The organism is Streptomyces sp. WM6372, assembly GCF_001279655.1.
Classification (GTDB): Bacteria; Actinomycetota; Actinomycetes; order Streptomycetales; family Streptomycetaceae; genus Streptomyces.
The window spans coordinates 1-11,404 of record NZ_LGDB01000022.1 but is presented as its reverse complement, the minus strand read 5'-3'; the positions used below and the strand labels follow the sequence as shown (position 1 = coordinate 11,404).

11 protein-coding genes and 1 pseudogene are annotated in these 11,404 nt (G+C 72.6%); 9 read left to right on the top strand and 3 right to left on the bottom strand.

Annotated features, from left to right (window positions below; genetic code table 11):
- Positions 1–246: pseudogene (locus ADK52_RS43310) on the bottom strand (hypothetical protein); the annotation flags it as partial.
- A gap of 87 nt (positions 247–333) precedes the next feature.
- On the opposite strand from ADK52_RS43310, the gene ADK52_RS03910 reads away from it, so the two are divergent.
- The 8 genes from ADK52_RS03910 (at position 334) to ADK52_RS03875 (ending at position 8,550) form a co-directional block, all read left to right on the top strand.
- Complete coding sequence (locus tag ADK52_RS03910) at positions 334–765, top strand: DUF3499 domain-containing protein (protein WP_078987925.1); 432 nt, start codon at positions 334–336, stop codon at positions 763–765.
- Positions 766–840: 75 nt separating this feature from the next.
- Positions 841–2,211: a phosphomannomutase/phosphoglucomutase gene (locus ADK52_RS03905; protein WP_053688374.1), complete on the top strand. Its 1,371-nt coding sequence runs from the start codon at positions 841–843 to the stop codon at positions 2,209–2,211.
- 86 nt (positions 2,212–2,297) lie between these two features.
- Complete coding sequence (locus ADK52_RS03900; protein ID WP_030156407.1) at positions 2,298–2,483, top strand: Trm112 family protein; 186 nt, start codon at positions 2,298–2,300, stop codon at positions 2,481–2,483.
- Between the two features lie 117 nt (positions 2,484–2,600).
- Positions 2,601–3,734 carry an SIS domain-containing protein gene (locus ADK52_RS03895; protein ID WP_053688373.1) on the top strand — a complete coding sequence of 378 codons (1,134 nt, stop codon included), beginning with the start codon at positions 2,601–2,603 and terminating at the stop codon, positions 3,732–3,734.
- Between the two features lie 43 nt (positions 3,735–3,777).
- Entirely contained in the window at positions 3,778–4,935 is a 1,158-nt protein-coding gene (gene manA / locus ADK52_RS03890) for a mannose-6-phosphate isomerase, class I (protein WP_053688372.1), read from the top strand.
- 94 nt (positions 4,936–5,029) lie between these two features.
- Positions 5,030–5,959, top strand: a complete 930-nt coding sequence (locus tag ADK52_RS03885; RefSeq protein WP_053688371.1) for a cation diffusion facilitator family transporter — start codon at positions 5,030–5,032, stop codon at positions 5,957–5,959.
- A gap of 395 nt (positions 5,960–6,354) precedes the next feature.
- Positions 6,355–7,791 carry an adenosylhomocysteinase gene (gene ahcY, locus ADK52_RS03880; protein ID WP_053688370.1) on the top strand — a complete coding sequence of 479 codons (1,437 nt, stop codon included), beginning with the start codon at positions 6,355–6,357 and terminating at the stop codon, positions 7,789–7,791.
- Positions 7,792–7,929: 138 nt separating this feature from the next.
- A complete protein-coding gene (locus tag ADK52_RS03875) occupies positions 7,930–8,550 on the top strand; it encodes a hypothetical protein (protein WP_053688369.1) in 621 nt (206 codons plus the stop codon).
- Positions 8,551–8,580: 30 nt separating this feature from the next.
- Here the strand turns inward: ADK52_RS03875 and ADK52_RS03870 are convergent, their stop codons facing one another.
- Together ADK52_RS03870 and ADK52_RS03865 are read right to left on the bottom strand one after the other, a co-directional pair.
- Positions 8,581–8,886: a hypothetical protein gene (locus tag ADK52_RS03870; protein WP_053688368.1), complete on the bottom strand. Its 306-nt coding sequence runs from the start codon at positions 8,884–8,886 to the stop codon at positions 8,581–8,583.
- A gap of 18 nt (positions 8,887–8,904) precedes the next feature.
- On the bottom strand, positions 8,905–9,915 hold the full coding sequence (locus ADK52_RS03865) for an RDD family protein (RefSeq protein WP_053688367.1): 1,011 nt from the start codon (positions 9,913–9,915) through the stop codon (positions 8,905–8,907).
- Positions 9,916–10,031: 116 nt separating this feature from the next.
- Here ADK52_RS03865 and ADK52_RS03860 point away from each other — a divergent pair, with 116 nt between their 5' ends.
- Positions 10,032–11,039, top strand: coding sequence for a stage II sporulation protein M (locus tag ADK52_RS03860; protein WP_053688366.1), 1,008 nt, complete (start codon positions 10,032–10,034; stop codon positions 11,037–11,039).
- Positions 11,040–11,404 lie beyond the last annotated feature (365 nt).

Below are 11,404 nucleotides of genomic sequence, written 5' to 3'. Positions count from 1 at the left end.
CCCCCCCCCCCCCCCCCCCCCCCAAACCCCCCCCCCCCCCAGCTGGGGAAACCGCCGCTCCAGCCGCTCGACCGAGTCCCGTACGAGGTCCCCGAACAGCTCCGCCCGGCTCGCCGACAACGGCACCTGCGGCGGGGCCAGCGGCCCCCGCATCCCCCGCCCGTGCCGGTCGCGGCGGCGCGTCCGCGGCTCGGCGGGGGGCTCGGCGGAGCGGGGCGGGCCGGGGGGCAGGGGGCTGTCGGTCACCCCCGCAGCGTAGCCCTCGCGGCCCCTCCCACCCGGGCGTTTCCGGACCCGCCGCGCCCCTCCGCAGGCACGACACGGGGGAGCGGGCTGGGGGAGAGTCGTCGCGGCCCGGTCAAGAGTGCGGTACCGTCCAACGTCGTGAGCCTTGTACGTCGCTGTTCGCGCACCGCGTGCGGCCGCCCTGCCGTCGCGACACTGACGTACGTCTACGCCGATTCGACCGCAGTCCTCGGCCCGCTCGCCACCTACGCGGAACCCCACTGCTACGACCTGTGCGCCGAGCACTCCGAGCGCCTGACCGCCCCGCGCGGCTGGGACGTCGTGCGCCTGACCGACGGGTCCGCGCCCTCCCGCCCGAGCGGCGACGACCTCGAAGCGCTGGCCAACGCCGTCCGCGAAGCGGCCCGTCCGCACGACCGCGCCGCCCAGGCCGGCGGCACCGGACCGGGCAGCGGAGGCAGCGGCACCGGGGAGACGCGCCGCGGACACCTGCGCGTCCTGCGTTCGCCCGACTCCTGACATCACATGGTCTGAAAAGCCGCTCCGCGTGCAGGTAGGTTTGCTCCACCGCACAGCACTTCAGGAGGGCAGGCAGTGGCCGCAGATCTTTCGAACATCGTCAAGGCGTACGACGTACGTGGTGTCGTACCCGACGAGTGGGACGAGTCGCTGGCCGAACTGTTCGGGGCTGCTTTCGTCGAGGTCACCGGCGCGAGCGCGATCGTCGTCGGCCACGACATGCGGCCCTCCTCGCCCGCCCTGTCCGGCGCCTTCGCGCGCGGCGCCGCCGCCCGCGGCGTGGACGTCACCCTGATCGGGCTGTGCTCCACCGACCAGCTGTACTACGCCTCCGGCACGCTGGACCTGCCCGGAGCGATGTTCACGGCCTCGCACAACCCGGCCCGCTACAACGGCATCAAGCTCTGCCGGGCCGGCGCCGCCCCCGTCGGCCAGGACTCCGGTCTCTCCACCGTGCGCGAGCTCGTCGAGCAGTGGTCCGAGCAGGGCGCCCCGGCCGTCGCCGAAGGCACCGCCCCCGGCACGATCACCGAGCAGGACACCCTCGCCGGCTACGCCGACCACCTCAAGGGCCTGGTCGACCTCAGCGCCATCCGCCCGCTCAAGGTCGTCGTCGACGCGGGCAACGGCATGGGCGGCCACACCGTCCCGACCGTGTTCGAGGGCCTGCCGCTGGACCTCGTCCCGATGTACTTCGAGCTCGACGGCACCTTCCCCAACCACGAGGCCAACCCCCTCGACCCGAAGAACATCGTCGACCTCCAGGCCCGCGTGAAGGCCGAGGGCGCCGACCTCGGCCTCGCCTTCGACGGCGACGCCGACCGCTGCTTCGTCGTCGACGAGCGCGGCGAGGGCGTCTCCCCGTCCGCCGTCACCGCCCTGGTCGCGGCCCGCGAGCTGGCCCGCAACGGCGGCACCGGCACGGTGATCCACAACCTGATCACCTCCTGGTCCGTCCCCGAGGTCGTCCGCGAGCACGGCGGCACCCCCGTCCGCACCCGCGTCGGCCACTCCTTCATCAAGGAGCAGATGGCCGAAACCGGCGCCATCTTCGGCGGCGAGCACTCGGCGCACTACTACTTCAAGGACTTCTGGAACGCGGACACCGGCATGCTCGCCGCGCTCCACGTCCTCGCCGCCCTCGGCGGCCAGGACGGCCCGCTCTCCGAGCTGGTCTCCTCCTACGACCGCTACGCGGGCTCCGGCGAGATCAACTCCACCGTCGCCGACCAGGCCGGCCGGCTCGCCGCCGTCAAGGCCGCGTACGGCTCCGCCGAGGGGATCACCCTCGACGAGCTCGACGGCCTGACCGCGAGCTCCGCCGACTGGTGGTTCAACCTGCGCGCCTCCAACACCGAGCCGCTGCTGCGCCTCAACGTCGAGGCCCGCGACCCCGAGACCCTCGCCAAGGTCCGCGACGAGGTCCTCGCCCTCGTCCGGGCATGAACGCCCTGTCCCGGCCGGGCCGCGCGACGTGCGGCCCGGCGGTACGCTGACCTCGCCCAATCCGCATGTTCGAAGGGAACCGCCCCATGCCGCTCGAAGCCGGCCTTCTGGAGATCCTCGCCTGCCCCGCCTGCCACTCGCCCCTCGAGGACAAGTCGGCCGACGAAGCGGCTCCCGAGCTGATCTGCACCGGCCAGGACTGCGGCCTCGCCTACCCGGTCCGCGACGGCATCCCGGTCCTCCTCGTCGACGAGGCCCGCCGCCCCGCCTGAGGCCGCCGCCCCGAGGCGCGAGTCCCGGGCCGCACAGGCATCAAGGGGCGCCCGGCGCAGCGCCGGGCGCCCGAGCAACCGAGTCGCCCGCCCTTCTGATATCAGCCGGAGGCCGCAATGCTCGACGAGTCGCTCCTCGACGCACCGGACGAGCTCGCCCGCGCCGACCGTCGCGGCCTGCTCCGCGGCGCCGCCGAGGCCGGGGCCAGAGTCCGCACCGCGGCCCGGCACGCGACCGAGGCGGGCCTCGCCGACCTGCGCCCCGACGGCCGGCCCCGCGCCGTCCTCATCGCCGGGTCCGGCACCGCCGCCACCGGAGTCGCCGACCTGCTCGGCGCCCTCGCCGGAGCCTCCGCACCCGTCACCCGCCTGCACCCCACCGGCGTCGCCCACGCCGCGGGCGCCCTGCGCTGGGCGCTGCCCGGCTGGGCCGGCTCCGTCGACCTGCTGCTCCTCGCCACCACCGACGGCACCGAACCCGGACTCGCCCTCCTCGCCGAGCAGGCCTACCGACGCGGCTGCACCGTCGTCGCCGTCGCCCCCGAGCGGTCCCCGCTGAGCGAGGCCGTGGACGGCGCGCACGGGCTCCTCGTACCGATGGCCAAGGCCCCGTACCAGGAGTACGACGAGTCCGCCGCGGCCGGACCCGGCGCCTTGTGGGCCCTGCTGACCCCGCTGCTCGTGCTCCTCGACAGGGTCGGGCTGATCACCGCCGCCCCCGAGACCCTGCAGCGCGTCGCCGACCGGCTCGACCGCACCGCCGAGCGCTGCGGACCGGCCATCGCCACGTACTCCAACCCGGCCAAGACCCTCGCCGCCGAGCTCGCCGACACCCTCCCGCTCATCTGGAGCGAGGGCGCCGGCGCCGGACCGGCCGGCCGCCGCTTCGCCGCCACCCTCGCCGAACTCGCCGGCCGCCCCGCACTGGCCGCCGACCTGCCCGAGGCGCTGCCCGCCCACGGGGTCCTGCTCGCCGGCTCCTTCGCCGCCGGCGCCGACCCCGAAGACTTCTTCCGTGACCGGGTGGAGGAGCCCCAGACCCTCCGTGCCCGCATCGTCCTGTTGCGCGACCGGCCCACGGGCGGCCTCACCGCCGCCCCGGCCGCGCGCGAGCTCGCCCTCAGCCACGACACGGCCATCAGCGAACTAGAACCGGAGGAGGGCGGCGAACTGGAACAGATCGCCGAACTCCTCGCCGTCACGGACTTCGCCACCGCCTACCTGGCGCTGGCGACCAGGGGACACGGCTGAGCACACCACCGTGCCGGCCCTTCATCCAGGAAGACGGACGAAGATGGACCGCCTGACGAACACGATCCGCCCCTACGCCTGGGGATCGACCACCGCGATCCCAGGGCTCCTCGGCGTCGAACCCACCGGGGAGCCCCAGGCCGAGATGTGGATGGGCGCCCACCCCGGCGCCCCCTCCCGTCTCGACCGCGGCGCCGGCGAGACCACCCTCGCGGACGTCATCGCCGCCGACCCCGAGCGCGAGCTCGGCGCGGCCTCCGTCACCAAGTTCGGCCCCCGGCTGCCCTTCCTCCTCAAACTCCTCGCGGCCGGCGCCCCGCTGTCCCTCCAGGTCCACCCCGACCTGGAGCAGGCCGAGGCGGGCTACGCCGACGAGGAGGACCGCGGCATCCCGGCCGACGCGGCCCACCGCAACTACAAGGACCCCAACCACAAGCCCGAGATGATCTGCGCGCTCACCCCCTTCGACGGCCTGTGCGGGTTCCGCCCGCCGCTGGAGGCCGCCGAACTGCTCGAAGGCCTCGGGGTGGACTCGCTCAAGCCGTACGCCGACCTGCTGCGGGCCCACCCGGAGGAGGCGGCCCTGCGCGAGATGCTCACGGCCGTACTGACCGCGGACCGCGCCGAGATGGCCCGTACGGTCACCGAGGCGGGCGCCGCGATCGAGCGGCTCGGGGGCCCGTACGCGCCGTACGCCCCGCTCGTCCACCACTACCCGGGCGACCCGGGCGTGATCGCGGCCATGCTCCTCAACCACGTACGACTCCAGCCCGGCGAGGCGATGTTCCTCGGCGCCGGCGTCCCGCACGCCTACCTCGACGGCCTCGGCGTCGAACTGCTGGCCAACTCCGACAACGTGCTGCGCGCCGGACTCACCCCCAAACACGTGGACGTGCCCGAGCTGCTGAAGATCGTGCGGTTCGAGCCCGGCGACCCGGCCGTACAGCGCCCCGAGGGCAACGGCGAGGAGGTCTACGAGGCCCCCATCGACGAATTCCGGCTCTCCCGCTTCGCCCTGGCCCCCGGCGCCGCCCCCCACCCCCTCCCGGACGCCGCCCCGCAGATCCTGCTCTGCACGGCGGGCCGCCCGAAGGCCGGCGAAGTGACGCTGTCCCCCGGGGAGTCGGTGTTCGTCCCGGCCGGCGAAAAGGTCGAACTGTCCGGCATCGGCACCATTTTCCGGGCCACCGTGTCGGTGTAGAAGTGGCGTCCGCCGCTACGGCTGCAACAATGTGCCGCCGTAGCGCGGCGCCCCGGGCAGGGGCGCCGTACCGAGGAAGGGACTCCGAAAACCCATGAGCGCGTCAGGCGGTACCAGGGCGATCGTGGCGGCACTCGCCGCCAACCTCGCCATCGCTGTAGCCAAGTTCGTGGCCTGGTTCTTCAGCGGCTCGTCGTCGATGCTCGCGGAAGGCGTCCACTCGCTGGCCGACTCCGGGAACCAGGGGCTGCTGCTCCTCGGTGGGAAGAAGGCCCAGCGCGAGGCGACGCCGGAACACCCCTTCGGATACGGGCGCGAACGCTACATCTACGCCTTCCTCGTCTCCATCGTGCTCTTCACCGTCGGCGGCATGTTCGCCATCTACGAGGGCGTCGAGAAGGTCCAGCACCCGCACCCCATCAAGGACTGGTACTGGCCGATCGGCGTTCTCGTCTTCGCGATCATCGCCGAGAGCTTCTCCTTCAAGACGGCGATCAAGGAGTCGAACGAGCTCCGCGGCACCCTCACGTGGACCCAGTTCATCCGGCGCGCCAAGGCCCCCGAGCTTCCCGTGGTCCTGCTGGAGGACTTCGGCGCACTCGTCGGCCTGGTCCTGGCCCTCGGCGGCGTCGGCCTCGCGCTCGCCACCGGCGACGGCGTCTGGGACGGCATCGGCACCCTCTGCATCGGCACCCTGCTGCTCGTCATCGCGGTCGTGCTGGCCGCCGAGACGAAGTCCCTGCTGCTCGGCGAGGCCGCGGGCACGGAGGACATCGAGAAGATCAAGGCCGCGCTCGTCGACGGTGACGTCGTCACCCGCGTCATCCACATGCGCACCCTGCACCTCGGCCCGGAGGAACTCCTGGTCGCCGCGAAGATCGCCGTCGAGGGCGACGACACCGCGACGCAGGTGGCGGACGCGATCAACGCCGCCGAGGCCCGGATCCGCGCGGCGGTCCCGATCGCCCGCGTGATCTACCTGGAGCCGGACATCTACAAGGCGGAAGCCGCCGCGAAGGGCTGACGCGGTACCCGCAGCATCGGCCGGGACGCCGCGTCCGTCCTGGCGTGCGGGACGGCGATGGACTCGCCGAGGCCTCCTTCTCGCGCGTACGAACGGTCCTCCGGCATCGTCCACCACGTGAGGGCCCGTCCAACAGCCCGAAAGACCTGGATCCGGCCCGCCGGAGGGCCCCGGTTCCGCGGCGACTTCTTCCCCGGCCCACTGGGGCGCGCTCGGCCGATCGGTGTAGATTCGTCATCAGTGTCAGGCGTCGCTGCTGATGGCGGTCGGGCGGTCCTCGCGACCGGCCGAGGGGAGAGAGGACCCCCGACGGACTGAGCGCCCGGTGCACCGCCCCCACGGGCGATGCGCGGCTCAGCCGTACCCACCCTCTCGACCCATGAGGAGCAGCACCCATGGACTTCAAGGTCGCCGACCTTTCCCTCGCCGCCTTCGGCCGCAAGGAGATCACCCTCGCCGAGCACGAGATGCCCGGCCTGATGTCGATCCGCCGCGAGTACGCCGCGGCCCAGCCGCTGGCCGGCGCCCGCATCACCGGCTCGCTGCACATGACCGTGCAGACGGCCGTCCTGATCGAGACCCTCGTCGCCCTCGGCGCCGACGTCCGCTGGGCCTCCTGCAACATCTTCTCCACCCAGGACCACGCGGCCGCCGCCATCGCCGTCGGCCCGAACGGCACCCCGGAGAACCCGCAGGGCGTCCCCGTCTTCGCCTGGAAGGGCGAGACGCTGGAGGAGTACTGGTGGTGCACGGAGCAGGCGCTGACCTGGCCGAACACCCCCACCGGCGGCCCGAACATGATCCTCGACGACGGTGGTGACGCCACCCTCCTCGTCCACAAGGGCGTCGAGTTCGAGAAGGCCGGCTCCGCCCCGGACCCGTCGACGGCGGACTCCGAGGAGTACGGCCACATCCTCACGCTGCTGAACCGCACCCTCGGCGAGGCCCCGCAGAAGTGGACGCAGCTCGCGTCCGAGATCCGCGGCGTCACCGAGGAGACCACCACCGGTGTCCACCGCCTGTACGAGATGATGGCCGAGGGCACCCTGCTCTTCCCGGCGATCAACGTCAACGACGCCGTCACGAAGTCGAAGTTCGACAACAAGTACGGCTGCCGCCACTCCCTCATCGACGGCATCAACCGCGCCACCGACGTCCTCATCGGCGGCAAGGTCGCGGTCGTCTTCGGCTACGGCGACGTCGGCAAGGGCTGCGCCGAGTCGCTGCGCGGCCAGGGCGCCCGCGTCATCGTCACCGAGATCGACCCGATCTGCGCGCTCCAGGCGGCCATGGACGGCTTCCAGGTCGCGACGCTGGACGACGTCGTCGAGACGGCCGACATCTTCATCACGACCACGGGCAACAAGGACATCATCATGGCCGCGGACATGGCCAAGATGAAGCACCAGGCGATCGTGGGCAACATCGGCCACTTCGACAACGAGATCGACATGGCCGGCCTGGCCAAGGTCGAGGGCATCGTCAAGGACGAGGTCAAGCCGCAGGTCCACACGTGGAAGTTCCCCGACGGCAAGGTCCTGATCGTCCTCTCCGAGGGCCGTCTGCTGAACCTGGGCAACGCGACCGGCCACCCGTCGTTCGTGATGTCGAACTCCTTCGCGGACCAGACGCTGGCCCAGATCGAGCTCTTCACCAAGCCCTCGGAGTACCCGACCGACGTCTACGTGCTGCCCAAGCACCTCGACGAGAAGGTCGCCCGCCTCCACCTGGACGCCCTCGGCGTCAAGCTCACGACGCTCCGCAAGGAGCAGGCCGACTACATCGGCGTCAAGGTCGAGGGCCCGTACAAGCCGGACCACTACCGCTACTGATCCCGCACCGGTCCCCGCGGATCCGCAGCACCGAGCAGGCCCCCGGCACGTACGCCGGGGGCCTGCCCCATGAGCACGACCCGCACGACCCCGCACGACCCGCACGACCCCGTACGACGCACGCAAGGACGGCACCCCATGCCCCGCGGCCGCTACTCGCTCCACGACCCGCACGACCACACGCCCCTCGGCGAGGAGCACTTCCACTGCGCGCCCGGCCCCTCCGGCTGGCGCTACGTCTCCCAGCTCACGGGCCCGGACGGCGACCACCGCGGTTCGGTCGACCTCGCCATCGACGAACTCGGCCGCCCGATCCGCCTCGAAGCCAACGCCTCGAGCTGGCAGGTCCGCGGCGCCGCCATCGACGGGGTCACCTGGGTGCGCTCCGACCCCGCCGGAGCCGAGGCGATCGAGGGCAACGTCCCCGCCGCGGGATTCACGGGCACCTCGCCGGCCTTCCTCGTCGCGACGGCCCGCCTGCTGCGGCTGACCCCCGGCGCCCCCGCGACCCGGGTCCGGCTCGTCGCGCTCACCGACCCGGTGCTGGCGCCCCGTACGGTCGACCAGGCCTGGGCCCTGCGGGGGCGCGCCGAGCACGCGACGGACAGCGGACCGCTCGTGGTGGACGAGTACCAGGTCACCGCCCTGGACACGGGCGAGGTCCACGCGGTCCACATCGCCGGGGACGTCGTCCTCGCCGCCCCGGGCATCGAGCTGGAGCACCTGGAGACCCCACCGTCGACGTTCCCCGAGGACTGACGCCCCCGTCCGGCTCCCCGGCCCCGGGGGTCAGCGCTGCTCGTCGGGGTGGCTCCACTCGACCGTGCACGTCGCCGAGGGCGCGGCCTCCTGCGCGTACCAGGCGACGGACTTCTCGAACTCCGGGCACCACAGGTGGGCGCGGCTGACGGAGACCGGGAAATCGGTCCCGCCGGTGACGACGTGCACGCCGTCCTCCCGCCGGACGCCGATCGTGACCTGGCGGCCGATGCTCTCGTCCCGCATCAGTTCCCGGAGCTCCTCGACGACGGCTTGCGCCCGGGCCTCGTCCGCGATGCCCGTGACGCGGAAGGTGAATGCGATGTTCGCTGACATGCCGCGCACGCTAGGCGATCACGCCGGGGGCGCGAACCCCGTCGCGGGCCGCTGCGGCGCGGGAGCCGCGGGCACCTCGCCCGGGACCGGAACCGGGACCGCCGCAGTCGCCGGCGGTACGGCCGGCGGTGCGTACGCGCCAGGAGCCGGCGGAACGTACGCCCCGGGAGCCGGCGGTACGTACGCCCCGGGAGCCGGGTGCCCCGACACGGCCGGCATCCCCGCGGGCATCGCGGGCGCGACGGGCGGAGCGTAGACGGGCGGAGCGTACGAGGGCCCACCGGGCCCGAAGGCGCGGGCCGCGTCCCGGGCCTGCCGCTCGTGCACCACCGCCATCAGGAACGCGGCGGCCGGCACGCCCACCGGCGGCGGCGCTCCCGTACGCGCCACCAGATCATCGGCGAGCCGTACCGCCATGGCGGCGCCCACCTGCGGGTCCAGCTGGTTCATCCGCGTCAGGTACTGCCGTATCGCCAGCCACAGCCCGTCCGGTACGGCCGACAGGTCCAGCCCGGAGAACCGCCCGGCCAGCCACGGCGGCGGCGCGGGCACCGGCATCACCCGCGCCCCCGGCACCCGTTCCCGTATGACCAGCGCCCCCGCGAACACGTCCCCCAGCCGCCGGCCCCGGGCCGAGACGAGCGAAGCGATGCAGGCGATGGCACCGAAGGTGCCCAGCAGCTCCACGACCCCCATCGCCCCGCGCACCAGCGCGTGCCGGAACCGGATCGGCCCGCCGTCGTCGCGCACCACGCGCAGCCCGCAGGCGAGCTTGCCGAGCGATCGCCCGTGGGACAGCGTCTCCACCGCGATCGGCACGCCGACCAGCACCAGGACGAAGCCCGCCACCGACACGGCGGCCTGCGCGGCCGTGTCCAGCGAGGCGGTCGCGAGGGTCAGCCCGATCGAGATGAGCAGGTACCCGGTGAGGTACACGAGCAGGTCGAGGAAGATCGCCAGCGCCCTGCTCGGCAGCCTCGCCGGCCGCAACCCCAGGACGACCGCGTCCCCCGTCACCAGATCGCTCACCCTGCACACCTTTCCCGTGACCGGACCCGCCCCTTGGTCACCCAGTCTGCCAAGCTGACCACCGTAGAAGTAAGCACAAGCAGAGCAGGGTCCTGGGGCAGGGGAGCGGTAACCGGATGGATCTCGACGTCTTCGTGACGGCCCACCGGGCGGAATGGGACCGCCTGGAACAGCTGCTCGGCCGCGGCCGCCGGCTGACCGGCGCCGAGGCGGACGAACTGGTCGCGCTCTACCAGCGGGCCTCCACGCACCTCTCGCTGATCCAGTCGAGTACTCCGGACCCGATGCTCACGGGCCGCCTGACCCAGCTCGTCGCCCGCGCCCGGGCCACCGTGACGGGCGCCCGCCGCGCCGGCTGGCGCGACGCGGCCCGCTTCTTCACCGAGGGCTTCCCGGCCGCCGTCTACCGCAGCCGCCGCTGGTGGATACCGACGGCACTGATCTCCACGGCGGTCGGCGTCCTCCTCGGCTGGTGGATAGCCACGCACCCCGAGGTGCAGGGCGCCATAGCGGCCCCGGAGGACCTGAAGGCGCTCACGAAGCCGGGCGGCGGGTACGAGACGTACTACTCCAGCAACCCGGCGGGCTCCTTCGCCGCCCAGGTCTGGACGAACAACGCCCAGGCCGCCGCGATCTGCCTGGTCCTGGGCGCGTTCCTGGGGATACCGGTGCTCTGGATCCTCTTCGTGAACATGCTCAACCTCGGCACGGGCATCGGCCTGATGGCCTCGGTGGGCCGCCTCGACGTCTTCCTCGGCCTGATCCTCCCGCACGGCCTGCTCGAACTGACCGCCGTCTTCGTTGCGGCGGGGACCGGCCTGCGCCTGGGCTGGACGGTCATCGACCCGGGCCCGCGCACCCGCCGCGCCGCCCTCGCCGAGCAGGGGCGGGCCGCGCTGGGCATGGCGATCGGCCTGGCGCTGGTCCTGTTCGTATCGGGCCTGATCGAGGGCTTCGTGACCCCGTCCGGCCTCCCGACCTGGGCCCGCATCACGATCGGCGTCGCCGCCGAGGTCCTGTTCCTGACGTACGTGTACGTCCTGGGCGGCCGGGCCGCGCGCGCCGGTGAGGTGGGCGACGTGGAGGCCGCCGACCAGACGGCCACGCTGCCGACGGCGGCCTGATGTGCGTCGGACCCCGTTCAGCTGCTAGTCTCCTCGTCGTCCCGCAGCGACTGTTGACACCGTCGCCGTGGGGAGGTAGATTCGAACGGTTGCCTCGAACTGGACAAGTTCGGCAGCGATGGTTTAAAGTCTCTCTCGCCTCCGAAGGAATTGAATTCCAGCGAGGCACAGTCGACTCCTCATCCAGGAATCCGAAGCCGGGAAATCCGGTGGAAAACTTCTGATAGAGTCGGCATCGCCGGAAAGGGAAAACGCGAAAGCGAAGAACCTGGAAAGCAAGCGGAACTGACTCTGATAGAGTCGGAAACGCAAGAACGAAAGCCCGGAGGAAAGCCCGAGAGGGTGAGTACAAAGGAAGCGTCCGT